A 25813-nucleotide genomic window follows, 5' to 3' on the forward strand; every position below is an offset into this window, starting at 1 on the left:
AATCTTGCGCTATCATGCTGGCGATTATGATGTAATTATAGTTGGGGCTGGCCATGCCGGATGCGAGGCAGCCCTTGCATCTGCAAGAATGGGTTGCAAAACTTTAGTATTATCACTTAATTTAGATAATATTGCATTAATGCCTTGCAACCCAGCAGTCGGAGGACCGGCTAAGTCACATCTAGTAAAGGAAATAGATGCCCTAGGTGGACAAATGGGCCTAAATACCGATTTAGCTGCAATTCAAATGAGAATGTTAAACACAGGAAAAGGACCTGCTGTACATGCCTTAAGGGCCCAAGCAGATAAGATAAAATATCAACAGTTAATGAAAAAAACCTTAGAGACACAAGAAAACCTTGATGTTAAGCAATTGTTGGTAGAAGAAATTTTAGTAGAAAATGGGTGTATTAGAGGTGTGGTAACTCACATCGGTGCAGAATTTTCAGCACGAGCAGTAATAATTACCACGGGTACTTATTTAAAAGGAAGAATTATTATTGGTGATGTACATTTTCCTGGGGGTCCCAATAGTCAGTTTCCTTCTGTTAATCTTAGCACAAGTCTAAAAAGCTTAGGTTTGGAATTAGGGAGATTTAAAACTGGAACTCCTGCTAGAGTAGATCGTAGAACCATTGATTTTAATAAGATGACGATTCAGCCTGGTGATGAGGTACTACACAATTTTTCTTTTATTTCACCTGTGAAACATAGAGATCAAGTTCCCTGCTGGTTAACCTATACCACAGAAAAAACTCATGAGATTATTAGAAAAAATTTACACAGGTCTCCCCTTTATGCTGGTATTATTGAAGGAGTTGGGCCCCGTTACTGTCCATCTATAGAAGATAAAGTTGTACGTTTTTCTGATAAGCCCCAGCATCAAATATTTATTGAACCAGAAGGTCTTAGTACATACGAAATGTATGTTCAGGGTATGTCGACCAGTTTACCGCCTGATGTTCAGCTTGAAATGTTAAGGTCAATTCCAGGTATGGAACAATTGGAAATTATGAGGCCGGGCTATGCCATTGAATATGATTATATTATTCCAACCCAACTTAAAACAACGTTGGAAACAAAGGAAATCCAGGGATTATATTCAGCAGGACAGATTAATGGTACTTCTGGTTATGAGGAGGCAGCGGCCCAGGGGATTATGGCAGGTATTAATGCTGCCTTACAAATTAAAGAGAAAGATCCCTTTGACCTCTCTAGATCTGAAGCTTATATTGGGGTATTAATTGATGATCTTGTGGTAAAGGGAACCAACGAACCTTACCGTTTAATGACTGCTCGGGCTGAATATCGGTTATTACTCCGACAGGATAATGCAGACCTAAGACTAACACAGAAGGGTTACGAACTAGGTCTAGTTAGTGAAGCCCGTTATGAACAGTATATAAATAAATGGAGATTAATTAATAGTGAAATTGAAAGACTTAAGTCTATTACTATTCCAGCTAATGATCAGACCAATGAACTATTAAAGGATCTAGGATCAAGTGAGATTACCCAAAATACACCAGCCATTAATCTATTAAGAAGACCAGAGATCAAGTATAGCTCCTTAGCTATGCTAGATAAAGATTTTCCTGACCTCTTAACAGAAGTACTTGAAGAGGTAGAAATTGAAGTTAAATATGAAGGATATATTAAAAAACAATTGGCTCAGGTAGAAAGATTTGAAAAGTTAGAAAGTCGAGTATTAAGCAGTGACCATGATTATGAAAGTATTAAAGGCCTTTCATTAGAAGCTAGACAAAAACTTCAAAAATTTAAGCCAACTTCAATTGGTCAAGCTTCACGTATTTCTGGGGTTAGTCCTGCAGATATATCTGTCCTATTGGTTTGGTTAGAACAAGAAAAAAGAAAAGCAACTGGAGGTGAAGATTAAATGAGTGAAGTAACTGCCACCTTAAAGAAAGCAGCTGATGAGATTGGTTTAGTTTTATTAGAAGACCAAATTCATAGTTTTAATACTTATTACGAGCTAATTATTGATTGGAATAAAAAAATAAATCTTACTGCAATCACCGAGCCAAGGGAAGTGGCAGTAAAGCACTTTATAGATTCACTAACCTGTTTAAACACTATTCAGATTACCCCACATGCAAAAATACTAGATATTGGCACTGGGGCAGGTTTTCCAGGTATACCTTTAAAAATTTTTCGACCTGATTTAAGTATTACTTTAATGGACTCACTAAATAAGAGAGTAACATTTTTAAATGAAGTTATTAACAATTTAGGTCTTACGGAAATAAGGGCATTACATGATCGAGCAGAGGATTTTGGGCAGAAAAAAGAACATCGAGAAAAATACGATTATGTTATATCCAGGGCAGTGGCCCGTCTGGCAGTACTTTCAGAGTATTGCCTTCCCTGTGTAAAACTGGGTGGTTATTTTATATCACAAAAGGGCCCTGATATTGTTGATGAACTGAACGAAGCTAAAAAGGCAATACATATTTTAGGCGGTTCCTTGGAAAATACCCATAAATTGGAATTACCCATTATTAAAGACGGGAGATCTCTTATAGTTATTAAAAAAGATAAACTTACACCTTCTGAATACCCAAGAAAAGCAGGAACACCAGCTAAAAAGCCAATTATCTAGATAACTCCGGGGATTACCCCGGAGTTAAATGTTTCACGTGAAACCTTAAAAAATAATACCAAAAAACATAAAGAAAAACTCAAAACACATGACTTGGTTAGGAACTTAAACTCATAGTAATCGACAGACATCCTGTTTCTGGCTGTATTCTCTCATTAATATTAATGAAGCCACATTTCTGATAAAAATTATGTGCCTTTAAATTATCTTTATAAACCTCCACTTCTAGCTCATTTCTTATTGTTTTTGCCTTAGTTATTAGCTCTGAACCGATACCTTTTCCTTGGTGTTCTGGAGCAACAAATAGTGCCCCAATATAATTATTAATCAAGGAAATAAAACCCACTATTTTACCATCCAATAATTTTACATAAGTTTCTGCCATAGGTAGATATTTATCTTTTATATTCTTTCTTTCAGAAGCCCAGAAACTTGGGCTAATAAAGTCATGTGCCAAAATTGATGCATCATACCATATTTGAATTATTTCTTGGTCATCTGTATTTTTATATTCCCTTAACATTTTATTCCCCTTTTCATTGTTTCTATTATAAGACGCGAAAAAAACAAAAATGTTTCTGTTAATAAAATTATCTTCAATTAGGAAAGTATCATTCAAATATATAATGTTTCACGTGAAACATTTATTTAGTTCATGAGTCTTACATGTCCATTATTTTAGAAGGAAGAAAACAACCCTTTGTTGAATAGGGATATAGATTAAGACTTTGGGGGTGCTCAGTTGGGGAAAATAATTGCTATTGCTAATCAAAAAGGAGGAGTTGCAAAAACCACAACAGCAGTAAATGTGGGTGCGAGCCTCTCCCTGATGGGTCAACCTGTCCTATTAGTTGATATTGATCCACAGGGAAATGCCAGTAGTGGGTTAGGTGTAGATAAAACAAGTTTAGAATGTTGTGTTTATGATGTAATAATTAACGACATGCCACCAAAGGAAGCTATTATTCATAGCGATATAAAATACTTAGACGTACTACCCTCTACTATTCAATTGGCCGGTGCAGAGGTAGAGATGGTATCACTAATGGCAAGGGAACAAATATTGAAAAGAGCACTGACGCCATTAAAAAATAAGTACAATTATATTATTATCGATTGCCCACCTTCATTAGGATTATTAACATTAAATGCTCTAGCTGCGGCAGATTCCTTATTAATTCCTATACAATGTGAATTTTACGCCTTAGAAGGAGTCGGCCAATTAATGAATACTGTGCAACTAGTTCAAAAACACCTTAACCCTTCTTTAGAGATAGAGGGAGTATTGTTAACTATGTTTGATGCAAGACTAAACTTATCAATTCAGGTCGTCGATGAGGTGAAAAAGGTATTTGGAACTAAGGTGTTTAGAAATATTATTCCTAGAAATGTACGTTTAAGTGAAGCTCCCAGTCATGGTGTACCAGTTGTAATATATGATCCTAAATCAAAGGGTTCGGAGGCCTACCAAGAATTAGCCAAGGAAGTGATGGGTATTGAGTAAAAAAAGAGGTTTAGGAAAAGGTCTACAAGCACTCATGCCAGTTGCACAAGTTTTACCAGTATTAGAAGATATTACAAACTCAAATAGTGCACTTAAAGAAATTAGAGTTTCTGATATTAAACCAAATCCAAAGCAACCAAGGCTTCGTATCGACCCAGAGCGATTACAAGAATTAGTAAACTCTATTAAAGAGTATGGAGTTGTACAACCTGTAGTTGTCAGGGTACAGCCCGGTGGTGGCTACGAGTTAATAGCTGGGGAGCGAAGGTGGCGGGCATGTCAACAACTAAACATGGAATATATACCAGCTGTAATTTGTGAATATGGTGAGTTGCAATCCGCTGCCATTGCCCTAATTGAAAATCTACAAAGGGAAGATTTAAATCCCTTGGAAGAAGCAACTGCCTATAAAAGATTAATGGATGAATTCCAGTTAACACAAGATCAAGTGTCCCAGAGAGTAGGAAAAAGTAGACCTCAAATAACTAATATGATAAGATTACTAGCATTGCCAAACGAGATAAAGGTTAAATTAAGTGCTGGTGAAATATCCATGGGACATGCAAGACCTTTATTAAGTATTGAATCAAAGACTAAACAGATTGAGTTATGTGAATTAATTATTAAAAAACAACTATCAGTTCGTCAAGTTGAAGAATTAATTAAAAACATTCTTCATGGAGAAGCAGTAAAAGAAAAACCTAAAAAAGAAAAAAATAAGGACCCCCAGATTGTAGACCTGGAAGATCAACTAAGGGATACCCTTGGGACAAAGGTTCAAATTAAGACGAACCGACGCGGAGGAAAAATAGAAATCGATTATTATGATGATGCTGATCTAACTAGGTTGTTAGAATTACTTCTTAGTCAAGAGGATTTAATGGCTTAGTGTTTCACGTGAAACATTAAGCCATTCATTAATTAGTGATTGTTTCACGTGAAACAATGATTGTGGAGGAAATTAAAATGACTGGAACGATTGTAAATGCTGCAGCAATTATTGTAGGAACAGCTGTTGGTTTATTATTTAGAAAAGGCATAAATGAATCTATTAACAATATTGTAATGACTGGGATTGGATTGGCAGTTGCACTTATTGGTTTTAAGATGGCATTTAAAACAGAAAATGAGCTAATAGTCATTTTAAGTCTAGTAACCGGGGGTGTACTGGGAGAATTAATAAATATTGAAGGTTGGCTAAATAAGGCAGGTTTATTCCTAGAGTCAAAGGTTGGTGGGGGTAACGGCGATGGGGAAATTGCTAAGGCCTTTGTTACAGCAAGTTTGATTTATTGTGTTGGGGCGATGAGTATTATGGGTGCTTTGGAAGATGGATTGACCGGTAATGCTACTACCCTATATGCAAAATCATTATTAGATGGTACATCAGCAGTAGTATTTACGACCACTATGGGTTTTGGTGTGGCATTTTCAGCCATTCCGGTACTGATTTACCAGGGGGCCATCACACTGGCTGCCAGTGGAATAAAGGCCATGCTTACACCTTCTATGATAAATGAAATGACCGCAACAGGTGGTTTATTAATCGTAGGAATTGCCAGTAATATAATGGGCATTAAACCAATAAAAGTAGCCAATTTGATACCTGCAATTATTATGGCTGTGTTATTTTCATGGATATGGCCAATACTTAATATTGGAGTCTGATACCTTTGAGAATCAATTAAACTAGATATTTTTTAGCAGGGTCTAATTGTTGTAGTAAATAAGATAGAGTTTAAATAAGGGTGGGTTCAAATGGAAGAAAAGGTCGCTATAGTTACCGATAGTACCTGTGATTTAGATAAAGAAGCAGTAGATAAATACAATATATACGTCCTACCGCTTAAGGTAATTTACTCTGAACAAGAAGAATACATCGATAGAGTTAATATCGAGCCCCAAGAAATATATGATCGTATGCCAGGTGAAATTCCTTCTACCTCTCTCCCTTCTCCTGCTAGTATAGTAAATTTATTTAAAAAATTGGAGGCTGAAGGTTTTACTCATATTATTTCTATTCATATATCCAGTGGGTTAAGTGGTACATATAATGCAGTAAGGACTATAGCACGGGATTTTAAAAATATAATTATTGAAGTTATAGATTCTAAGGCTTTATCATTGGGGTTGGGAATTCCAGTTATTGAAGCAGCCAAGACATATAAAAAAACATTAAGTTTTGAAGCGGCTTTAAATAAAGCAAAGGACACTATTAACAATACTAAAATATTTTTTGTTGTAGCTACCCTCGATTACTTGAAAAAAGGAGGACGGATTGGTTACGTAGCTGGTACTATCGGTGAGATTATGCAAATAAAACCGATAATATCAATAAATGAAGAAGGAAAATACTATACCTTTGATAAAATAAGAGGTAGGAAAAAATCTTTACAAAGATTATTTGAAATTGCCAATGAGGATATTAAAGAAAATAAAAGAAATACGATCGCTGTAATGCATGGTGGTGCTCCTGAGGAAACAAAGGATTTATTACTTAGATTTAAAGATTTAAAGCAAATTACAAAGTATTATACAGGCCAAGTCGGTCCTGTGATTGGAGTCCATACTGGCCCAGGGTTAATAGGAGTCTGTATTTCCAAAGTCCATTACTAATAGGTATTACTTAAAAATTTTTGATTAATAATTTTATTGTCTTAAAGGTAGGTTAAGTTAAGTGAATGATATCTATCAGTTTATAGATCTAAATAATTCCTATATTGTTATAGGTTTATCTCTATTGATCATTTTATTATTAATAGTTCAACTTAGACTAAATCGAAAGTTTAATGAAGTTTCAAAGAAGTACAGACTTTTAACCCGTGGGCCATCAGGTTCAGACCTAGAAGAAATACTACAAAGATACACAGATGATGTATCACAAGTTATTGAAAATAATAAGGAACTCCTAAAGGAACATGAAATATTAAAAGAACAATTATTGCAGTGTGTTCATAATCCAGGATTAATTCGATTTAATGCATTTACCAATATGGGAAGCGATTTAAGTTTTTCCCTTGCCATGTTGGACCGTAGAGGTGACGGTGTTGTATTAACTGGATTATATGGTAGGGATGAAACAAGGCTATATGCAAAGCCAATTTTAAAAGGTAGTTCCGATTATAGTTTGACCGAAGAAGAAAAAAAGGCAATCCAAAGATCTCTTGAAAACATGAATATTTAAATTTCAAATAGCCCACCTTAAACCAAGGAGGGTTTTATTTGTTTAATAACAGGATAGATGCAGGTCAAAAATTAGCAGAGGCATTAATAGATAGGGGAATCAAAAAGGAGATTGTAATGGCAGTTCCTAGAGGTGGGGTAGTTGTAGGGGCTCAAATTGCGCAAAGACTACATATACCTATGGATATTATTATTCCTAAAAAAATAGGTGCACCTAGTAATCCAGAAGTTGCTATTGGAGCAGTTACTGAAGATGGAACCACTATTTTTAATCACTATTTACTAGAATATCTAAATTTAACGGAACAGGATTTAGCTCCTGTAGTTAAAAACATTATTGCTGAAATCAAAAGAAGGATGCAAATCTATAAGGGTAAGGCTAAATCAATAATCTTAAGGAGTAAAGATGTTATTCTTGTGGATGATGGAATTGCTACTGGTTCAACTATAATTGCCGCCTTAAAATCTATAAAAAGTGCCAAGTGCAAAAGTATTACTTTAGCAATACCAGTAGTAGCACCGGACGTAATAGAAAAACTTACCGCAGAAGTAGATAACTTAGTGTGTCTGTGTTCACAAGAACCATTTTATGCAGTAGGTCAATTTTATAAGAATTTTAATCAGATCAGCGATGATGAAGTAATCTCATTATTGGCAGGCACTAGAAATAGCTATTAGCCATTAGTTTATAGCTTTTATTCTGGGACACTAACAATATCCTAAAATATACTATTATAAGTGTAACAAAAAGCTAAAGGCTAACAAAACCCGAACTTTAACAGGTTCGGGTTTCGTTTATTAGATATGATGTTTTTAATAGGCCATCTTTTATTAGATTTGCTAATTTCATAACCATATTTAGACGGGTATTTTGTAAGACTAAGTATTCCATAAATCCACCTACATTGACTACACCAGTAATGTGTAATTGTCCGACAGCAGGCAATGATTTGTTAACACCTGCACCGGGTAATAAAGACCCGTCACCTATATTAACGCACCCTACATTTTCTAGATGACCTAGACAAGCATCAACGGCAATAATGGTGGCATTGGGATGGTTTTTTGCAATTTGTTTAAGTTTATCTGCCATATTACTGGCATGAACGGGTTCATCCAGGGTCCCATAGATTTTAAAGCCATGATCTGAACTATTGATCATTTGAGTCCCAACCAGTGGACCTAAACAATCTCCGGTAGAACGATCAGTTCCGATACAAACAATAACCACTTCGTAATCATTATTTACACCGTAGCCTCTAAGTCTGTTAGTTAGATTCATACTAAAAATATCAACAGCGAGGGGATCCTCGGCACTTATTCTAGTTTTCTGAGGCATAACTGTTTGAGAATGAATGTTATCTAAATTCAATGACATACAATCACGTCCCTTCAAAGCAAACCTAATATAGTTATTCCCCATAATCAATTATTTATTCAACAAATGCACAAAAAATTAGCTATTAGCCTCGGACCATGGGGTTTTAATAATCAGTAACAAGGGTCCAAAACTCATAAGCTAATTTATTTTTTATCTTTTGGTTCAGCTCTCCAGATATCTGGCATAGTTATTTAGGAAGTCTCCTAGTTATTTCTACGGTATTTCTTAATAGTATTCATAATATTAGGGGGGTATTCATGATAAACCAATCTAATCTTGGTTTAGTGATAAGATTAGTGGCTACCTATATGGGAGCGATTATTGGGGCGGGTTTTGCCTCAGGTCAAGAAATATTACAGTTTTTTATTTTATTTGGATACAAAGGTCTATTTGGGGTGATGGTAGCCACTGTATTTTTTGTATATTTAGGAGCCATGGTACTACGATTAAGTGTCCAATTAAGAGCGAGAAATTATCAGGAATTACTGGATTATCTACTTGGTCCTTGGGCAGGAAAGTTAATGGACCTAATAAGTATATTTATGTTAATGGCTGGACTTGCTATCATGTTATCAGGAACTGGTGCTGTAGTTCAGGAATATCTAAGCTTACCTGAGTGGATTGGCATAGGTTTGGCAGTATTTATTATTATTCTAGTTATATTACGTGGTTTAAATGGATTCTTGTCTATTAATGTTATACTTGTACCAATAAAGTTAGCAGCAGTATGTTTAATTGCCGGTCTTGCTCTAGCTCAAAAAGGATTACCACCGGAATTACCATATATTCATACTCATGGAGTTGGTGGCCATTGGTTATTAGCGAGCATTCTTTATGTATCGTATAATATGATTGTTCCCATGGCTGTTCTATCTACGACAGGTAGATCCATAACTGTAAAAATGGGCATTTGGGTAGGAATTATTGGTGGTATTGGCCTTGGAATAGCTGCGGCCATGGTAACATTGGGTGGGCTAGCTTTTTATCCGAAAATTTTAAATTATGAAGTGCCCGTACTTTATATGGCTTCCTGTGTTAGTAATATATTAAGACCAATTTTTGCTTTGCTGATTTGGGTTGCAATGCTAACCACAGCCATTGCCAATACCCATGGTTGTGCCAGTAGGTTTGCCCCAGAAGGAGGGAAACGCTATAGGTTTTATGGTATAGCCAGTTGCTTAATGGTATTACCCTTTACATATTTTGATTTTTCATTTTTGGTTCGCTTATTGTACCCTATATTTGGCTATGCTGGTCTTTTTTTGTTTGGAACCCTTTTGATTGTTCCTTTTATTAAGAACAGAAAGTGAAATTAACTAAGGGAGGATTACGACGAAGCAACATCGAACCAAAATTGGTTGGTATTTTCTAATCGGTTAACCAATGGAGGTGTAAAAAATTAATTGGCTCGATTATATTTTTATTATAATTTTAATTGTGTCAAGCCTAAGGGGTTTGTTTAATGGGGTTATCAAAAGTACTATTAAATTAGCAGTCATAGTGATTGCCTTCTATGCGGCGATTACCTATCATCAAGGCATTGCTCTCTGGTTGGCTGATCAATGGGGTTGGGCAGATACGCTTGCTCAAATGATAAAACCCCTGGTAAATTTACCGGGGGTTTTAAATAGTCCAGAAATATTGAAGCTGCCTGTTGATATTTTACAAAAATTAAGTACAGAAATACAATTACCAAGTTACTGGAGCAAAATTATTGATCAACTAGGGTGTATGGGACCAAACAAAACTGTCGGACAAGCATTGAACTTAATGTTAGCCCAAGCTATTTTGAAGATCCTGGCCTTTGTTGGTATATATATTATTGTAAAAACTATAATTGGCATCATTGCTTGGATGTTGATTATTATCTTACCCTTTAGCCCACTGGGACCCTTGGATAAATTCGGTGGGTTATTGTTGGGAGCAATCTGCGGGGTAATTATGATAATTGTTACGATCAGTATATTGATTTCCCTCCAGGGGCCAATAATTCTATTTGGCGCAACAGGCTTTTTGGGCACCTTGTCCCAAGGAATTGATCAATCATTAATGGCACAGAAATTAGGACCGATATTAAAAGAGTTAGCTTGGTACCCATTGTTACTACCAGAATTCGGTAGTGAATTTCTCTTTAAATACATACCTAAGGGGCCAGGTACCCAGGTGTAGGGAAATTTCTAATAAGTACAGGATATAATAAAATGTCAATAATAAATTAAGGTTCGAAACATGATAAAGGGGGATTTTAAATGAACGTAAAACCGGAAGAACTCATATACCACCGTAAAAATGCTTGGGAACAGGTAAATGAAGAAACAAAACAACAGATCTTAAATCTCTCGGAAGGGTATAAGCAATTTCTTAGTAATTGTAAAACAGAAAGAGCCTGTGTACGTCAAATTATAAATATGGCACAAATGAGAGGGTTTTTACCTATCAATCAATGTCAGAGTGTAGAAGCAGGTGATAAAGTAATTATCAGTAGTAAAGGAAAGGTTGTAGCACTGGCTGTTATCGGTCAGCAGGGACTAGACGAAGGTATTAGTCTGATAGGTTCTCATACCGATGCACCGAGGTTAGATCTTAAACCACATCCCTTATACCAAGAACATGATTTAGCCCTTTTTAAGACCCATTATTATGGAGGTATTAAAAAATACCAGTGGTTAGCTATTCCTTTAGCCCTTCATGGCGTTATCTATAAGGCTGACGGTCAAGTTGTAGATGTATCCATTGGGGACAGACCTAATGATCCCGTTTTTACCATTACAGATCTTTTACCCCATCTTGCTAAGGATCAAATGGTAAAGAAATTAACAGAAGCAGTTGAAGGTGAACAATTAAATATATTAATTGGTGGAATACCGCTTTCAGGTGGAGGAAAAGACAAAGCAGTAAAATTAAATGTATTAAAATTATTGTTTGAGAATTATGGCATTACAGAGGAAGACTTTATAAGTGCTGAATTAGAATTGGTACCAGCAGGACCTGCCCACGATGTTGGGCTAGACCGTAGTATGATAGGTGCCTACGGACAAGATGACCGTGTTTGTGTTTTTACCTCACTTCAAGCAATATTAGAAATAAATAACCCAAAAAGAACAGCTGTAGCATTGTTCATTGATAAAGAGGAAATTGGCAGCAACGGCAATACTGGCATGATGGGCAGGTTCTTACAGAATGCTGTAAGTGAAATTGGAATTAGAATGTACCAGTCCTTTAATGAATTTACTTTGTATAGGGTTTTTGAAAAATCTATTGCACTTTCAGCAGATGTTACAGCGGCTATGGATCCTAATTATGAAGGTGTAATGGAAAAAATGAATGCTGCTAGATTAGGTGGTGGAGTTGTAGTAACAAAATATACTGGTGCAAAGGGTAAATATCACACCAATGATGCCAATGCTGAATATGTTGCCTTTATTAGGAAGATGTTAAATCAGCATAATATTATTTGGCAAACCGGTGAACTTGGAAAAGTTGATCAGGGGGGCGGCGGCACCATTGCCTATATCATAGCGGAACTTGGCTTTGAAGTGATAGACTGTGGTGTACCTCTGTTGTCCATGCATGCTCCTATGGAGATTGCTAGCAAAGCCGATGTGTACGAGTGCTACAAAGCCTATAAAAATTTCTTTATGGCTTAATTTTAAAGGGCTAAATAGATAGAGAGGAGATTTCATGGAGTTAGCTAATTTAGTGGATTGGATATTGGGTCTATTTACCATTGAAGATATACAAAAAGCCTTAACCAATACCTTGAGAATTATCGCCACCTTAATCCTGGCCAAATTTATGATTAGTTTCGGTAGCAAGGTCACCGATAAGATATTTATTAATAAACAAGGAAAGTTTTTCAGTGATAATAGAGCTCAAACTTTAGCGGGATTACTAAAAAGTATACTGCGCTATGTTATTTACTTTGTAGCTACTATGTCAATTATAGAGGTCTTTGTTCCTAATGCTGCCAAAACAATACTGGCAGGTGCTGGTATATTAGGTTTGGCAGTAGGATTTGGTGCTCAAAACCTAGTAAGAGATATCATAACTGGTTTCTTTATTTTATTTGAAGATCAATATTCCGTAGGAGAATATGTTACAATAGCTGGTGTTACTGGTACAGTGGAGGAAATTGGTATGAGGGTTACCAAAGTAAGGGAAACTGCTGGACAACTCCACATTATCCCCAATGGTAGTATTAGTCAAGTGGCCAATTATAATCGGGGTAGTATGTTATCAATGGTTGAAATAGGTATTGCCTATGAGGAAAATATTGATAAGGCAATAAAAGTGTTAGTAAATATGTGTGATGTATTTGCTAAGAGGTGGGCTGAGGACCTAGTAGAAGGTCCCAGTGTAGTTGGGGTTGTAAGGTTTGGTGAATTTGATGTGGTGCTCAGGGTTACTGCTAAAACCAAACCTATGCGTCAGTGGGAAATTGAAAGACAGCTGAGAAAGAGCATTAAGGAGGCATTTGATCAAGAGGGAATCGAAATTCCTTACCCACGAAGGGTGTTATTGAACACTGCTGGAGGTGGTTCTGTTGCATAAGTATCAAGTAGGGGATGTGGTACGTACTCGTAAGGCTCATCCCTGTGGAGGGGATACTTGGGAGGTCATGAGGACTGGGGTAGATTTTCGTATCAAGTGTCAGAAATGTGGTCGTGTTCTTATGTTGCCAAGGGCGAAATTTGAAAAGAGTGTAAAAGTTGTCGTAAGTAGTGCAGGAGGAAATGAATAAGAAGAGGCTGCAGAATCTGCTACTCATAGGCAAAGGAAGTTGTTTTGGATTTTCCTATCAACCCCTTGCCCTTTATACATAATGGTGATATAATTTTACAGTGCCTTTTAGAGGTATTTTTTCCACCCTGCTCTATCAAGGGATAGGGCCGTTAGTCCGTGGGGAGGAGGTGAACTATTGTGCGCAACTACGAAGTAATGTACATCATTAAACCCGATGTTGAAGAGGAAAAATTAACTGCATTGGTTGAAAAATTTAAGGCTCTTGTAGAAGAGAAAGGCGCAGAAGTTAGTAAGGTTGACAAATGGGGTAAGCGTCGTCTGGCCTATGAGATCGATAAGATCAAAGAAGGCATCTATGTATTAATGCAGTTTAAAGCAGAACCTGCAGCTTCTGCTGAACTTGACAGGGTTATGAAAATTAATGATGATATAGTTCGTCACATGATTGTTCGCGAAGGCGAATAATAATTGAGAGAACAAACCCAAGGCGGTGTTTTTAGTGCTCAATAGAATTATCTTGATTGGGCGTCTGACCCGGGATCCAGAACTACGCTACACCACAAATGGTATTGCTGTGGCGCGTATGACAATAGCTGTTGATCGCCCGCAGTTCAATAGAGAAAGAGAAAAAGAAACGGATTTTATAGATATCGTTGTTTGGCAAAAGCAGGCTGAAACCTGTGCCAACAATTTGGGCAAAGGCCGTTTGATTGCGGTGGAAGGTCGTTTGCAGATCCGTTCTTATGATGATAAGCAAGGCATTAGGCGTAAGACTGCCGAAGTTGTTGCAGACTCTATTCGTTTCCTTGATTGGCCTAAAGATCGGGATAATCAAGGCGGTGGCCATTATGATAGTGGTAGTGCTGGTGGTTTTGGAAGTGAAATTAGCTTTAACGGAGATGACATACCGTTCTAGGGTTAGACATGTCATATAGGGAAATGAAAAATTCCGACATGCATAAGGTAAACGAAGGCTGAGCTGTACCTTGAGATAAATTTGACTTTGCCTTGGCCAGTTTTTTACGCATACCGGAAAGACCAGTACCCGAATAAGGAGGGAAAACTGTGAAACGTGAGCGTGGACGTAGAGGTAGAAAACGCGTTTGTAGCTTTTGTGTAGATAAAGCAACTACCATTGACTATAAAGAAACTTCCAAACTAAGAAAGTACATTACCGAGCGTGGTAAAATTTTGCCTCGTCGTATTTCTGGTAACTGTGCTCATCACCAACGTATGTTGACCAGTGCTATAAAAAGAGCCCGCAACATTGCGCTATTACCCTTTAGCACAGAAGCATAAGATATTAAGGATGGGGAAACAATTCCTCATCCTTTTTAATTTAACTGTTAGTCTTTGTTTAAGAAGGTTAGCGTTTAATGCTCGGCTGTATTTTCCTATGACTGTGAATGAATTAAATGAAAATATAATTTTATTAAGGTCTAATGGATAATACTAAGGGATAGAGTATAATAGTTCAAAAATTCAAGGGGTCTATTAGCTAATATGGAAAAAGAACTTGTCTCTAGTCTATATATGTCCTATAAAAAGGTACAAATATTATTTGCTTCTATTGCAGAGCAAATGGGCTTAGATCCTGCGCCCTTACTTGCTTTAAAAAGATTATGGGATCAAGATGGTCTTACTATTACTGAACTGAGTGATAAATTATTTTTGAAGGCCAGTACCATTACTTCTTTAATCGATCGTATGGAAAGGGATGGGTTGGTCCATAGGGAAAGAAATCAGGATGATAGAAGAGTAGTAAGGGTTTACTTAACCAATAAGGCTAAAGAACTAAAGGAACAATACCCCGGCTTAGACCGTCTTATTAATGAGAAAATAGCTGGCAAAATGTCTGATAAAGAAATAGAAAATTTAGTAACACTATTAAAAAAGTTAGAAACTTTATTATAAAAGAAAGCTGCTGACCACAGGTTAGCAGTTTTTATGTAGATACAATAAACCACCTTAACGTCTTATTTAACCAATGTCACCAACAAATAACACGGCTCAAAGGCAGGAAATATGCGTAGTACCAGCGAATCTTTAGTTGTTTTATGAAAAGAAGGGGTGAATATTTTTTGTCTTCTTTTAGAGATACACGGGCCCTAGTGGATGGTGCTTTTATGGCAGGTCTTACAGCAATGCTAGGCTTACTGGGGATGTTTATACCCCCATTTTTTTTGATTATTAGTATAATAATGCCTTTGCCTTTAGCTGTACTGGTAAGACGGAGAGACCTAAAGGTGGCAATTTTATCACTGGTGGTAACGGGTCTTTTAATGATGATTCTTTATCCAGATCCTTTACAGGTGCTGGTAATGTTTATTCAGTTTGGACCACTGGGTTTAGTGCTAGGATTATTATATAAGAATTATGTATCTCCTAGTCATGCACTACTAACATTATCTGTGGTTTCCGTTGTTGCATCATTAATCGTTATTACACTAAGTGTTTTAGTAACAGGATTAAGTCTGGAAATGATTCAAGCAACCTTAAACCAATCATTAGATAAAATTTTTACCATGTATCAAGAAACTGGTTACCCTGTCCCCACAGAACAGCAAGAATTAATGAGAGCAAGCATGAAAACTTCTATTTTATTACTACCATCTGCTTATCTTATTTTTGCAGTATTTACTTCAGCTCTGACCTACATTGTAGGTGGTAAGGTGTTAAAAAGGCTTAATTACCAAGTCAATAAATTACCTCCCTTTAGTCAATGGAAATTACCCTGGTATACTATCTGGGGTATTATCATTGGATTAATATTTTTATTGGTTGGTAAAAACTTTGACTTGCCCGTTATTAAAGTGATTGGCCAGAATATATTGATGATCTTTGGATTTACCTTTTTTGTTATCGGAGTGTCTGTGGTTAGCCATTTTTATAAAAAAGTACCTTTTTCAAAGCCATTTAAAACAGTTCTTTTAGTATTGCTAATTTTATACATCAGCATCATGTATACCGCAGTTATACTACTGGGTGTGTTTGACACTATTTTAAACCTTCGTCGTCCAAGAACAAAGAAAAGTATTGAATGATCAAAATAAAGGGGGATTATTAATGCAGGTTGTTTTGTTACAAGATGTTAATAAGCTAGGCAAGAAAGGTGATATTGTTAATGTTTCTGAGGGCTACGCCAGAAACTTTTTATATCCTAAAAACTTTGCAGCACCAGCCACTGATAGTAAACTAAAAGAATTGAAAACCCAAAAACAAAACCAGGCTGCAAAAAAACAAAGAGAAGAACAAGAGGCTAAAGAACTGGCAGCTAAGATCAGCGACCTAACAGTTGTTCTAAAAGCAAAAGTTGGTGAGGCAGGACGTCTTTTTGGGGCCATTAACAATAAAGATATTGCCGATGGATTAAAGGAACAACATAATTATGTTATCGATAAAAAGAAGATTATATTAAAAGAACCCATTAAAAGTTTAGGAAATTATAAAATTACAGTTAAAATCCATCCCGTAGCCCAAGCTGATATTAATGTTGAAGTGACGGCTGTGGAGTAATAATATCAAGAACCGGGACAGGATTAGGCGTTTGAAAGGAGCAACCATCATGAAAATTTTCCTCGAAAGGTTCAAGAACAGCACCAATGATCAGGAGTCCCAAAAATTATGTGACCAGGAGGATAATTTGCAGCGACAGGTTACTGCCATATATAATCTATTAAGTCAGCTACATGGTTCGGACAAATTGGTACTCCTAGCCGGTAAGTTGGATGCCTTACCATTGATGCGTTCGGAAAAAATAGAGGAAAGAGTACTAGCCCTACAAAAGCTGGTATTTGAAGATCCAACATATGAAGTATTGCCTACCATAGAAGAGATCCCGGCCGTTATAGAATCTTTACAAGACGAAATAGCTGATACTATTGCCCGACGTACTGTTGAGGATGAGTTAGAGAAAAAAATTGGGGAAAAGATGAGTCAGCGACACGAAGATTATATTCGTGAGATTAAAATGCAAATTATCAAGGAAAATGCTGGCCCAGAAAATGCTCAAACATTAAAAAAACTAGCTATATTGGAAAAGCTTGACTCAAAAAAATTGGCCACATCAGCTATGGAAATCCTTAGACCAGAAAACTTTTCTGAAGTGGTGGGCCAGGAAAGAGCAGTCAAAGCACTATTAGCTAAACTTACTTCCCCTTTTCCGCAACATATTATACTTTATGGACCTCCCGGTGTTGGTAAAACAACCGCAGCTCGACTAGCCTTGGAAGTGGCTAAAGGGATAAAGGGGGCCCCCTTTGCAAAGGATGCTCCCTTTGTGGAGGTAGATGGTACTACCCTTCGCTGGGACCCACGGGAAGTAACTAACCCGTTACTGGGATCTGTGCATGATCCGATCTATCAGGGCGCCCGCCGAGATTTAGCTGAAACTGGTACTCCAGAACCAAAGCTAGGTTTAGTTACCGATGCCCATGGTGGAATTTTGTTTATTGATGAAGTGGGAGAGTTGGATACATCCCTGCAAAATAAACTTCTGAAAGTGTTAGAAGATAAACGAGTCTTTTTTGATTCAGCATATTATGACCCAAGTGATACCAATGTACCTCAATATATCAAAAAAATCTTTAAAGAAGGTGCACCAGCAGATTTTGTTTTAATTGGAGCAACTACCAGGGATCCAGAGGATATTAACCCAGCTGTTCGTTCCAGATGTGCAGAAGTTTTCTTTGAGCCCCTTACCCCTTCTGCTATACAAAATATTATTAAGCAATCAGCAAAGAAATTAAGTGTAAACATGGACCAACAAATTCCGGAGGTTATTTCTGAGTACACCATTGAAGGTAGAAAGGCCATTAACATACTAGCTGATGCATATGGATTAGCATGCTTCCGCCAACAACAAGAGCAACCTGACAAGCCCATTCATATTACAACACAGGATGTTTATGAAGTGGTTCAAGTTAGTAGGTTAACACCATATGTGACTCAAAAAGCTACCAATGAGAAGGAAATTGGTAAAATATTTGGGCTAGGTGTTGCTGGTTTTCTTGGATCTGTGTTGGAGATTGAAGCAGTGGCCTTCCCAGCCCGCAACCCAGCCCAGGGAAATATTCGTTTTAATGATACTGCGGGCAGTATGGCTAAGGATTCTGTATTTAATGCTGCTTCTGTCATCCGTAAAATTACCGGAGAAGATATTAGTGATTATGACATTCATGTTAACGTTGTGGGTGGTGGACGCATTGACGGACCTTCTGCTGGTGTAGCCATTATGCTAGCGATGTTAAGTGCTATACAAAATAAGCCAATTTTTCAGGATATTGCCGTAACTGGAGAGCTATCCATTCAAGGAAAGGTTCGAGCTGTTGGTGGTGTTTTTGAGAAAATCTACGGTGCAAAGCAGGCTGGGATAAGTAAAGTCTTTATACCCCATGAGAATAGTAATGATGTACCTTTAGATTTAAAAGGAATTGAGATTATTTGTGTCCAAAATGTGGAAGAAATATTGAAGCATATATTACCTATAAATAATAAAGCAATTAAAGCTAGTTAGTTGAAGTCATGCAGACCCGGTGATAACAAACCATTATGAAAATACATGACTGACTCCAGTCATATAATTATTTTCATTCTTTGATGGTGCCATTAACGGCAAGTGAGTCTATTATCAAAAGTGCCCCATATAAATTAAGCTGGCTCATGGCACAAGGCCACTGCCAATAGTCATCTTTAAGCTGATGGATGACGGCTGAAGGCTGATGGCTATGACCAAGAGGAGTGCCTATGTTAGATCGAGTGCCACCCCAGAATATAGAGGCAGAACAATCAGTATTAGGAGCAATGCTTCTGGAGAGGGAAGCCATTTTTCGCGTAATGGAATTCCTAAAGCCCGAAGATTTTTATCGAGACAGCCATCGGATCATCTATGAAGTTATTCTGGAGTTAGCAGAAACAGGGAATCCTGTAGACTTGATTACTGTTACAAACTCATTACGAGACAAGGGTGACCTAGAGAAAATCGGTGGGGTAACCTATGTAGCCACTCTTGCTAACCTTGTGCCTACTGCAGCCAATGCAGAATACTATGCCCGTATTGTGGAGGAAAAGGCCCTTTCTCGGGCCCTTATCTCCGTTACTACCCGTATTTCTTCAAGAGGGTATGAAGGATCAGAAAATCCAGAGGAACTTTTAGATGAAGCTGAGCGATCCATTCTAGAACTTGCCCAACGACGTAGTACAGATAGTTTTACTCCTATCAAAGATATTTTGATAAAGACCTTTGAGGATATTGAACATGTCTATAGCAATAGGGGAAAAATTACTGGTGTACCTACGGGCTTCCTTGAATTGGATAACATGACTAATGGTTTTCAACCAGGTGATTTAGCTATTCTGGCTGCGCGCCCCAGTATGGGGAAAACGGCCTTTGCAATTCTATGTGGTCAATTTGCTGCTTTAAAACACCAAGTACCAGTAGCAATTTTTAGTTTAGAAATGTCCAAGGAACAGCTTGTGCAACGGATGTTGTGTTCTGAAGCCATGGTGGATGCCCATAAAGTTCGGACAGGGAATATTGCCGATGAGGATTGGAATAAATTAAGTGAAGCTGCTAGACACTTGTCCCGGGCCCCCATCTATTTGGATGATACTGGTGCAGCGACAGTAAGAGAAGTTAGATCCAAATGCAGGAGATTAAAGGTTGAAAAGGGACTTGGGTTAGTTATTATTGACTACCTACAGTTAATGTCAGGTGGTAAACGTATAGAAAATAGACAGCAAGAAATTGCTGATATTTCTAGAAAACTAAAGGGCTTGGCCAAAGAACTTAACGTACCAGTTTTGGCGTTATCTCAGTTAAGTCGTGCTGTGGAAAGCCGTACAGATAAGCGACCTATGATGTCAGATTTACGTGAAAGTGGTAGTATTGAGCAGGATGCAGATATTATCATGTTTATTTACCGGGATGAGTATTATAATCCTGATTCAGAAAAGAAAGGAATTGCAGAAATCATTATTGCCAAGCAGCGAAATGGTTCTGTGGGGAATATTGAATTAGGTTTCTTTAAGGAGTTTGTAAAATTCGTTAATTTAGCTAAAAGAGAGTAACCAAAGTGGATTGTAACAAATAGTACAAAATCTTCATAATGAATATTGTATTTTCCAGGGTTAAGATGTTGACAATATGAAGAAACTGGGTTAGTATATTCCTGTTTGGGGAATACTTGCTATTACTACCTTTAGTTCAATAAACTTAACGCTGGAGGATTTTGCGGATACTCAAATGGATAACTTTTTAAGTTTCTATTTGGGTTATTTTTATTTTATCGGAAAGAATAACTACAATAATAAGCAGATAAATTACCAGATGAGTATTGCCTAAACCTTTTTATTCGCAGAGTTAGTGAATAAAAGTTCTTATAAAAAATTTGGTACAATTCATTGATTAAAAACCGTAGGTTTTAGGAGGTGCACTTTTGTGTCAACAGTAGTAATTATCGGTGCCCAATGGGGTGACGAAGGAAAGGGCAAAATTACAGATTTTTTAGCCGAAGAAGCAGACATTATTGTGCGTTACCAAGGCGGCAATAATGCCGGACACACTGTTGTGGTGGATGATGGTGAATTTAAACTTCACTTGATTCCCTCAGGAATTTTACATCCCGAAAAGTTATGCGTTATTGGTAATGGTGTTGTTATTGACCCTAAGGTTCTAAAAGAAGAGCTAGATTCCTTAGCAGAAAGAGGTGTTCGAACCGGAAAATTATGTGTTAGCCAACGTGCCCACATAATTATGCCTTACCACCGTCAACTGGATGCTGTGGAAGAAGAACAAAAAGGTGATAGCAAGATTGGTACAACTAAGAGGGGAATTGGTCCAACCTATACCGATAAAGCTTCCCGGGTTGGTATAAGGGTTGTAGATCTCATCGACAAAGAAGAGTTTCCGAAGTTACTTAAGAAAAATATTGAATGCAAAAACGATCTCTTTGAAAAATTATATAACACAAAGGGTTTTGAATACGAGGAAGTATTGTCTGAGTATCAAGGCTATGCAGAAATGCTTGAACCAATGTCCGAAGATGTTTCACTGTTGGTTCACGATGCGATTAAGGAAGGAAAGAACGTGCTGTTTGAAGGTGCTCAAGGTACATTGCTAGATCTGGATCATGGCACCTACCCCTATGTAACTTCCTCCCACCCCACAGCCGCTGCTGCATGTCTAGGTAGTGGAATTGGACCTACAAAAATTAACCGTGCTCTAGGTATTGTTAAGGCATATACAACCCGTGTCGGAGAAGGTCCTTTCCCCACTGAATTGAATGATGGACTGGGTGAAGAAATTAGAAAAAATGGCAATGAATATGGTACCACTACTGGTCGCCCCCGTCGTTGTGGTTGGTTTGATGCTGTCATTGTACGTTATGCTGCCCGTATAAGTGGCTTGGATAGCTTAGCAATAACCAAACTGGATGTTTTAACTGGCTTACCAGTAATAAAACTCTGCTCGGGCTACCGTTATAAAGGAGAGATTATACGTGAATTCCCAGCCTCTTTAAAGGAACTGGCGAAGTGTGATCCAGTATATGAAGAGTTCCCCGGCTGGAGTGAAGATATTTCTAATGTCTCTCGTTATGAAGACCTGCCAGAGAATGCAAAACGTTACTTAGAACGCATTATCGAGTTAACCGAAGTTAAGATTGCTCTCATAAGCGTTGGTGTAAAACGTAGCCAAACCATTATTCTAGAAAACTTATTTTAAATAAATTGAAGGGCCCTTCGGGGCCCCTAAATTTTCCAAAACATAATCATACAACTATGTAAATAAATTAAGGACAAGTTTTAAGGTTAAAATTGTTGACACGTGGGTTATTTATGCTGTAATATATCACATGTGAGGTTTGCGGCAGCAAATAAATGATCCATTAGCTCAGTTGGTAGAGCACCTGACTTTTAATCAGGGTGTCCCGCGTTCGAGTCGCGGATGGATCACCAAACATCTCCAAACCGGCCCCTTGGTCAAGTGGTCTAAGACACCGCCCTTTCACGGCGGTAACACGGGTTCGAATCCCGTAGGGGTCACCACAATAAATGATCCATTAGCTCAGTTGGTAGAGCACCTGACTTTTAATCAGGGTGTCCCGCGTTCGAGTCGCGGATGGATCACCAAATTCCTACATCTCAAATGGCCCCTTGGTCAAGTGGTCTAAGACACCGCCCTTTCACGGCGGTAACACGGGTTCGAATCCCGTAGGGGTCACCATTTATTATAAAGATAAATTAAGGCTTGGTGTCAGCCAAGTTTTTTAATGTTTACAGATATTGACACAATGGATATAATAATGTATATAGGCGGGTGTAGCTCAATGGTAGAGCATCAGCTTCCCAAGCTGAGGGTTGCGAGTTCGATCCTCGTCACCCGCTCCAGTAAAATCAAGGCCTCTGGGGATTTACTTAATCCTTTGGAGGCCTTTTTGGTGCCTAATGGGACAAAAAGGATAAGTCTAATTTTCTTATTAGCTTTTTCAACCTTTGGAATCTAATAATACCATTCAGGAGGGAGTGGTATTGTTTGAGAGTCAGTATTTTCCTTTTTATTCTTGCCCACTGTTTTATTTGCTGCTTTAAACTCTGCAACATCTACTCCCGAATTAATAACTGTTTCTTCATTAATATCTTCCTTTACTTGCTTCATTAAGTTACTCCTTTCGGACAACCCGTATCATCTAGCTTGAGGTGTACCGGTTGTTAGTTCATAGTTTAAGAATGATGAGTTAAATCATGTCTTGAATAATATCTTTGGGCAAATGGACATGGTTTTTTTCATGTTCACCAATGAGCCATTTCTCACTAAGGCTTATCAATAAGCTTTATAATTTAAACCAAAATTAGCAAGACAATAAGAAAATCCGGAGAGGTCAACTACTGCAATTTATCCGGTGGTTGATAATTATGATTTTTTATTCTGACCTCATCAAAAATTGTAAATTCAGGAGTTGGTGAAGCTGCTTGTATTTGTGGACCTAAAAAGTTCATCATTTTTTTGAATTCACCTATTGTCAAAGGTTGAGCATCATAAAACAATTCATATCCTATCTGTCCATTAGGTTCTAGAGTTGCTGTTTTTACATCAGTTATCTTCTTTATACCTTTCTGTCTAAGACGAATTTCCAACTTATCTACTGTTAAACGAACCTTTCTAAGATTCTCGTTTATAGTTTGACCATCTTCAATAAGCGTAACTGCTTCACCCACTATAAGTTTTTCATAGAAATTAAATTTTAGTGATAGAAACTCGTTAAGTATCAAGAGTAGAATAAAGATTCCAGCAGCTATTATAGTTTTCCATACGCTTTTTTCTACTATTGGTTGTACAATAATACTTCCAATTGAAATCATTACTACTGTTGTTGGTATTGTTAGTTGGCTTATTGTTTTCCTTCCAGCAAGCCTTAGTAGAAATAAACCCGCTGTAGCTAGTATTATAGATTTCCAAATTACATCCATTCTTGAACACCCTTTTTAACTTATTTACATCATATTTTTCCCAAGTAAGGTATTAGGATTCTCAAAAGTACATTTTATTTTACGCAATTACCCTTTACTGCCACATCCTAAAACCAAGTTCTTCTTGCCTTGGACAAACTAGGTGCCTTATAATGGAATGCGGAAAGGGGATGAGAGACTAATGAAACACATTAAGACCTTAAATAAGAACTCCTTAAAAGCGACTCTAAAAACCGGTGGATGCGGAGAATGTGTTACTTCTTGCCAATCTGCTTGCAAAACCTCTTGTACTGTAGGCAACCAAGTATGTGCTAAGCAGTCCTAAAGCAATCAGAGGGATACCGCAAAAACAACCTTGTCTCCTTGGGATCCTTTTCCCTCTGGGGATAAGGTAATTTTTTTTTGGAGGATTTTATGATACACAGATATGAATTTGATGGGGTAAAGATCGTATTGGATGTACACAGTGGTTCTGTCCATGTGGTGGATGAACTTGTATGGGACATTCTGGGTGACTACCAATTACTCACAAGGGAAGAGTTAGAGCAAAAGTTAGCGGATAAATATTCCCCCAGTGAAATTAAACAAGCATTGGAGGAAGTAAAGTCGTTGGTGGATGAAGGTTTTCTCTTTAGCACTGATCCCCATCAGGAAGGTTATCAGCCAAGAAGAGACAAAGTTGTCAAGGCCCTTTGTCTTCATGCAGCCCATGATTGCAACTTGCGCTGCAAATACTGTTTTGCCGGTGAGGGAAAATTTGGTGGGCCTACCGGACTGTTATCTGAGGATATTGGTCGTGCTGCCATTGATTTTCTCATCCAACAATCTGCAAATCGTAAACACATTGAGATAGACTTTTTTGGTGGAGAGCCTTTACTAAACTTTAAAGTAATTAAGAAGCTCGTACCCTACGGTAGGGAACGAGCCAAAGAGGCTGGAAAAGAGCTAAAGTACACTGTAACTACCAATGGAGTTTTATTAAATCAAGAAGTGCAACAGTTCCTTATCGAAAACCAAATGGCTGCAGTATTAAGCTTGGATGGTCGGCCAGAAGTTCAGAATCGCATGAGGCCAGCTCCAAGTGGCAGAGGTTCCTATGATAAGGTGGTCAATGCCTTTAAGGATTATGTTCAACTTCAACCCCCAGCGGGCTATTATATCCGAGGCACTTTTACTCGACACAACCTAGATTTTAGTCAGGATGTCTCGCATATGGCCGAGTTAGGGTTTAAGGATGTCTCAGTCGAACCAGTTGTGGCAGATTATGACGCTGACTATGCCTTTAAAGAAGAAGATATTCCAGTAATTATGGAAGAATACGAGAATTTAACCCGTCAGCTCCTAGCACGGATAAATGCAGGAGAACCGCTTAATTTTTTCCACTTTAATATAGACCTTAATGGGGGACCCTGCTTGCCCAAACGTTTATCCGGTTGTGGTGCTGGTTACGAGTACCTAGCAGTGACTCCCGAGGGGGATCTCTACCCCTGTCACCAATTTGTGGGAAAACCAGAATTCTTATTGGGTAACGTGAAAGATGGCATACACGGGCAGGAGATAATAGAGGAATTCCGTCAAGCTCATATTTATAATAAGAAAGAATGTATCGACTGCTGGGCTAAGTTCTACTGTAGCGGTGGTTGCCATGCCAATGCCCATGCCTTTAACAATGACATGTTAAAACCATACCAACTTGGCTGTCTGTTGGCTAAGAAACGTTTTGAATGTGCTATTTATTTAAAAGTAAAACAATCAGGATTAGCCTAACAATCAGCCCCCTGTTGTCTAACGGGGGGCTGATTGTTCTCAATAGTTTACTTAATCAGAAAAAAATGGTATAATAGTTCCGGTTTATTTTGCCTTTCTACGACATATTTAGCCAATTTAATAAGCTCCTTAAATAGCAACAGCATAA

28 protein-coding genes and 5 tRNA genes are annotated in these 25813 nt (G+C 37.7%); 29 read left to right on the forward strand and 4 right to left on the reverse strand.

Going from position 1 to position 25813, the window contains the following annotated elements; all coding sequences use genetic code 11:
* Nucleotides 1-4: 4 nt before the first annotated feature.
* Nucleotides 5-1897: a tRNA uridine-5-carboxymethylaminomethyl(34) synthesis enzyme MnmG gene (gene mnmG, locus ACYQ03_RS02800; RefSeq protein ID WP_459907474.1), complete on the forward strand. Its 1893-nt coding sequence runs from the start codon at nucleotides 5-7 to the stop codon at nucleotides 1895-1897.
* Entirely contained in the window at nucleotides 1898-2620 is a 723-nt protein-coding gene (rsmG, locus tag ACYQ03_RS02805; RefSeq protein WP_459907475.1) for a 16S rRNA (guanine(527)-N(7))-methyltransferase RsmG, read from the forward strand.
* A gap of 97 nt (nucleotides 2621-2717) precedes the next feature.
* Here the strand turns inward: rsmG and ACYQ03_RS02810 are convergent, their stop codons facing one another.
* On the reverse strand, nucleotides 2718-3143 hold the full coding sequence (locus ACYQ03_RS02810; protein WP_459907476.1) for a GNAT family N-acetyltransferase: 426 nt from the start codon (nucleotides 3141-3143) through the stop codon (nucleotides 2718-2720).
* A gap of 219 nt (nucleotides 3144-3362) precedes the next feature.
* On the opposite strand from ACYQ03_RS02810, the gene ACYQ03_RS02815 reads away from it, so the two are divergent.
* From ACYQ03_RS02815 to ACYQ03_RS02840, 6 genes are all read left to right on the forward strand, one after another.
* Nucleotides 3363-4124 carry a ParA family protein gene (locus ACYQ03_RS02815; RefSeq protein WP_459907478.1) on the forward strand — a complete coding sequence of 254 codons (762 nt, stop codon included), beginning with the start codon at nucleotides 3363-3365 and terminating at the stop codon, nucleotides 4122-4124.
* Nucleotides 4117-5013: a ParB/RepB/Spo0J family partition protein gene (locus tag ACYQ03_RS02820; RefSeq protein ID WP_459907480.1), complete on the forward strand. Its 897-nt coding sequence runs from the start codon at nucleotides 4117-4119 to the stop codon at nucleotides 5011-5013. Before ACYQ03_RS02815 ends, ACYQ03_RS02820 begins: the two co-directional genes overlap by 8 nt.
* Nucleotides 5014-5090: 77 nt before the next feature.
* On the forward strand, nucleotides 5091-5792 hold the full coding sequence (locus ACYQ03_RS02825) for a DUF554 domain-containing protein (RefSeq protein ID WP_459907482.1): 702 nt from the start codon (nucleotides 5091-5093) through the stop codon (nucleotides 5790-5792).
* A gap of 90 nt (nucleotides 5793-5882) precedes the next feature.
* Nucleotides 5883-6740, forward strand: coding sequence for a DegV family protein (locus ACYQ03_RS02830; protein ID WP_459907483.1), 858 nt, complete (start codon nucleotides 5883-5885; stop codon nucleotides 6738-6740).
* Between the two features lie 61 nt (nucleotides 6741-6801).
* A complete protein-coding gene (locus tag ACYQ03_RS02835) occupies nucleotides 6802-7308 on the forward strand; it encodes a DUF4446 family protein (RefSeq protein ID WP_459907484.1) in 507 nt (168 codons plus the stop codon).
* Nucleotides 7309-7346: 38 nt separating this feature from the next.
* Nucleotides 7347-7985, forward strand: coding sequence for a phosphoribosyltransferase (locus tag ACYQ03_RS02840; RefSeq protein ID WP_459907486.1), 639 nt, complete (start codon nucleotides 7347-7349; stop codon nucleotides 7983-7985).
* A 97-nt stretch (nucleotides 7986-8082) separates the two neighbouring features.
* On the opposite strand, the gene yyaC is transcribed toward ACYQ03_RS02840, so the two are convergent.
* A complete protein-coding gene (gene yyaC / locus ACYQ03_RS02845; RefSeq protein ID WP_459907488.1) occupies nucleotides 8083-8685 on the reverse strand; it encodes a spore protease YyaC in 603 nt (200 codons plus the stop codon).
* A gap of 260 nt (nucleotides 8686-8945) precedes the next feature.
* On the opposite strand from yyaC, the gene ACYQ03_RS02850 reads away from it, so the two are divergent.
* The 19 genes from ACYQ03_RS02850 to ACYQ03_RS02940 all read left to right on the forward strand — a co-directional run bounded on the left by ACYQ03_RS02850 (nucleotide 8946) and on the right by ACYQ03_RS02940 (nucleotide 22818).
* The gene (locus tag ACYQ03_RS02850; RefSeq protein WP_459907490.1) at nucleotides 8946-9998 is read left to right on the forward strand and encodes a YkvI family membrane protein; all 1053 of its coding nucleotides are present in this window, start codon (nucleotides 8946-8948) and stop codon (nucleotides 9996-9998) included.
* A gap of 106 nt (nucleotides 9999-10104) precedes the next feature.
* The gene (locus ACYQ03_RS02855) at nucleotides 10105-10857 is read left to right on the forward strand and encodes a CvpA family protein (protein WP_459908718.1); all 753 of its coding nucleotides are present in this window, start codon (nucleotides 10105-10107) and stop codon (nucleotides 10855-10857) included.
* Nucleotides 10858-10937: 80 nt separating this feature from the next.
* Nucleotides 10938-12335: an aminopeptidase gene (locus ACYQ03_RS02860; protein WP_459907491.1), complete on the forward strand. Its 1398-nt coding sequence runs from the start codon at nucleotides 10938-10940 to the stop codon at nucleotides 12333-12335.
* Nucleotides 12336-12369: 34 nt separating this feature from the next.
* A complete protein-coding gene (locus tag ACYQ03_RS02865) occupies nucleotides 12370-13239 on the forward strand; it encodes a mechanosensitive ion channel family protein (protein WP_459907493.1) in 870 nt (289 codons plus the stop codon).
* Complete coding sequence (locus ACYQ03_RS02870; protein ID WP_459907495.1) at nucleotides 13232-13429, forward strand: DUF951 domain-containing protein; 198 nt, start codon at nucleotides 13232-13234, stop codon at nucleotides 13427-13429. Before ACYQ03_RS02865 ends, ACYQ03_RS02870 begins: the two co-directional genes overlap by 8 nt.
* Nucleotides 13430-13608: 179 nt before the next feature.
* Nucleotides 13609-13896: a 30S ribosomal protein S6 gene (gene rpsF, locus ACYQ03_RS02875; RefSeq protein WP_459907497.1), complete on the forward strand. Its 288-nt coding sequence runs from the start codon at nucleotides 13609-13611 to the stop codon at nucleotides 13894-13896.
* 34 nt (nucleotides 13897-13930) lie between these two features.
* Nucleotides 13931-14347 (forward strand): single-stranded DNA-binding protein, encoded by a 417-nt coding sequence (locus tag ACYQ03_RS02880; protein WP_459907498.1) that lies wholly within the window; start codon nucleotides 13931-13933, stop codon nucleotides 14345-14347.
* Nucleotides 14348-14496: 149 nt separating this feature from the next.
* Nucleotides 14497-14730 (forward strand): 30S ribosomal protein S18, encoded by a 234-nt coding sequence (gene rpsR / locus ACYQ03_RS02885; protein ID WP_459907500.1) that lies wholly within the window; start codon nucleotides 14497-14499, stop codon nucleotides 14728-14730.
* A 204-nt stretch (nucleotides 14731-14934) separates the two neighbouring features.
* On the forward strand, nucleotides 14935-15345 hold the full coding sequence (locus tag ACYQ03_RS02890) for a MarR family winged helix-turn-helix transcriptional regulator (protein ID WP_459907502.1): 411 nt from the start codon (nucleotides 14935-14937) through the stop codon (nucleotides 15343-15345).
* Between the two features lie 167 nt (nucleotides 15346-15512).
* Nucleotides 15513-16475, forward strand: a complete 963-nt coding sequence (locus tag ACYQ03_RS02895) for a YybS family protein (RefSeq protein ID WP_459907504.1) — start codon at nucleotides 15513-15515, stop codon at nucleotides 16473-16475.
* 22 nt (nucleotides 16476-16497) lie between these two features.
* Entirely contained in the window at nucleotides 16498-16947 is a 450-nt protein-coding gene (gene rplI / locus ACYQ03_RS02900; RefSeq protein WP_459907506.1) for a 50S ribosomal protein L9, read from the forward strand.
* A 49-nt stretch (nucleotides 16948-16996) separates the two neighbouring features.
* Nucleotides 16997-18946 carry a Lon family ATP-dependent protease gene (gene lonC / locus ACYQ03_RS02905; protein WP_459907507.1) on the forward strand — a complete coding sequence of 650 codons (1950 nt, stop codon included), beginning with the start codon at nucleotides 16997-16999 and terminating at the stop codon, nucleotides 18944-18946.
* Between the two features lie 230 nt (nucleotides 18947-19176).
* On the forward strand, nucleotides 19177-20499 hold the full coding sequence (gene dnaB, locus ACYQ03_RS02910) for a replicative DNA helicase (RefSeq protein ID WP_459907509.1): 1323 nt from the start codon (nucleotides 19177-19179) through the stop codon (nucleotides 20497-20499).
* 370 nt (nucleotides 20500-20869) lie between these two features.
* Nucleotides 20870-22153, forward strand: coding sequence for an adenylosuccinate synthase (locus tag ACYQ03_RS02915; RefSeq protein ID WP_459907510.1), 1284 nt, complete (start codon nucleotides 20870-20872; stop codon nucleotides 22151-22153).
* A 157-nt stretch (nucleotides 22154-22310) separates the two neighbouring features.
* Nucleotides 22311-22386, forward strand: a tRNA-Lys gene (locus tag ACYQ03_RS02920).
* 14 nt (nucleotides 22387-22400) lie between these two features.
* Nucleotides 22401-22476: transfer RNA gene (locus ACYQ03_RS02925), tRNA-Glu, on the forward strand.
* A gap of 8 nt (nucleotides 22477-22484) precedes the next feature.
* Nucleotides 22485-22560 (forward strand) — tRNA-Lys (locus ACYQ03_RS02930).
* Between the two features lie 18 nt (nucleotides 22561-22578).
* Nucleotides 22579-22654, forward strand: a tRNA-Glu gene (locus ACYQ03_RS02935).
* Nucleotides 22655-22743: 89 nt separating this feature from the next.
* A tRNA-Gly gene (locus ACYQ03_RS02940) sits at nucleotides 22744-22818 on the forward strand.
* A gap of 112 nt (nucleotides 22819-22930) precedes the next feature.
* On the opposite strand, the gene ACYQ03_RS02945 is transcribed toward ACYQ03_RS02940, so the two are convergent.
* Nucleotides 22931-23086 (reverse strand): hypothetical protein, encoded by a 156-nt coding sequence (locus ACYQ03_RS02945; RefSeq protein ID WP_459907512.1) that lies wholly within the window; start codon nucleotides 23084-23086, stop codon nucleotides 22931-22933.
* A gap of 227 nt (nucleotides 23087-23313) precedes the next feature.
* The gene (locus ACYQ03_RS02950; RefSeq protein ID WP_459907513.1) at nucleotides 23314-23898 is read right to left on the reverse strand and encodes a DUF421 domain-containing protein; all 585 of its coding nucleotides are present in this window, start codon (nucleotides 23896-23898) and stop codon (nucleotides 23314-23316) included.
* Nucleotides 23899-24079: 181 nt separating this feature from the next.
* Between ACYQ03_RS02950 and scfA the strand changes: the two genes are divergently transcribed.
* A complete protein-coding gene (gene scfA / locus ACYQ03_RS02955) occupies nucleotides 24080-24223 on the forward strand; it encodes a six-cysteine ranthipeptide SCIFF (protein WP_459907515.1) in 144 nt (47 codons plus the stop codon).
* Between the two features lie 89 nt (nucleotides 24224-24312).
* A complete protein-coding gene (gene scfB / locus ACYQ03_RS02960) occupies nucleotides 24313-25665 on the forward strand; it encodes a thioether cross-link-forming SCIFF peptide maturase (RefSeq protein WP_459907516.1) in 1353 nt (450 codons plus the stop codon).
* Nucleotides 25666-25813 lie beyond the last annotated feature (148 nt).

Source organism: Desulfotomaculum defluvii, assembly GCF_054657375.1.

Excerpts from the sequence above, each read along its gene's own strand:
- rsmG (WP_459907475.1), top strand. The coding sequence starts at position 1,898 with ATGAGTGAAGTAACTGCCACCTTAAAGAAAGCAGCTGATGAGATTGGT.
- ACYQ03_RS02810 (WP_459907476.1), bottom strand. The coding sequence starts at position 3,143 with ATGTTAAGGGAATATAAAAATACAGATGACCAAGAAATAATTCAAATA.
- ACYQ03_RS02825 (WP_459907482.1), top strand. The coding sequence starts at position 5,091 with ATGACTGGAACGATTGTAAATGCTGCAGCAATTATTGTAGGAACAGCT.
- ACYQ03_RS02830 (WP_459907483.1), top strand. The coding sequence starts at position 5,883 with ATGGAAGAAAAGGTCGCTATAGTTACCGATAGTACCTGTGATTTAGAT.
- yyaC (WP_459907488.1), bottom strand. The coding sequence starts at position 8,685 with ATGTCATTGAATTTAGATAACATTCATTCTCAAACAGTTATGCCTCAG.
- ACYQ03_RS02850 (WP_459907490.1), top strand. The coding sequence starts at position 8,946 with ATGATAAACCAATCTAATCTTGGTTTAGTGATAAGATTAGTGGCTACC.
- ACYQ03_RS02860 (WP_459907491.1), top strand. The coding sequence starts at position 10,938 with ATGAACGTAAAACCGGAAGAACTCATATACCACCGTAAAAATGCTTGG.
- ACYQ03_RS02865 (WP_459907493.1), top strand. The coding sequence starts at position 12,370 with ATGGAGTTAGCTAATTTAGTGGATTGGATATTGGGTCTATTTACCATT.
- ACYQ03_RS02890 (WP_459907502.1), top strand. The coding sequence starts at position 14,935 with ATGGAAAAAGAACTTGTCTCTAGTCTATATATGTCCTATAAAAAGGTA.
- rplI (WP_459907506.1), top strand. The coding sequence starts at position 16,498 with ATGCAGGTTGTTTTGTTACAAGATGTTAATAAGCTAGGCAAGAAAGGT.
- lonC (WP_459907507.1), top strand. The coding sequence starts at position 16,997 with ATGAAAATTTTCCTCGAAAGGTTCAAGAACAGCACCAATGATCAGGAG.
- dnaB (WP_459907509.1), top strand. The coding sequence starts at position 19,177 with ATGTTAGATCGAGTGCCACCCCAGAATATAGAGGCAGAACAATCAGTA.
- ACYQ03_RS02945 (WP_459907512.1), bottom strand. The coding sequence starts at position 23,086 with ATGAAGCAAGTAAAGGAAGATATTAATGAAGAAACAGTTATTAATTCG.
- ACYQ03_RS02950 (WP_459907513.1), bottom strand. The coding sequence starts at position 23,898 with ATGGATGTAATTTGGAAATCTATAATACTAGCTACAGCGGGTTTATTT.
- scfA (WP_459907515.1), top strand. The coding sequence starts at position 24,080 with ATGAAACACATTAAGACCTTAAATAAGAACTCCTTAAAAGCGACTCTA.
- scfB (WP_459907516.1), top strand. The coding sequence starts at position 24,313 with ATGATACACAGATATGAATTTGATGGGGTAAAGATCGTATTGGATGTA.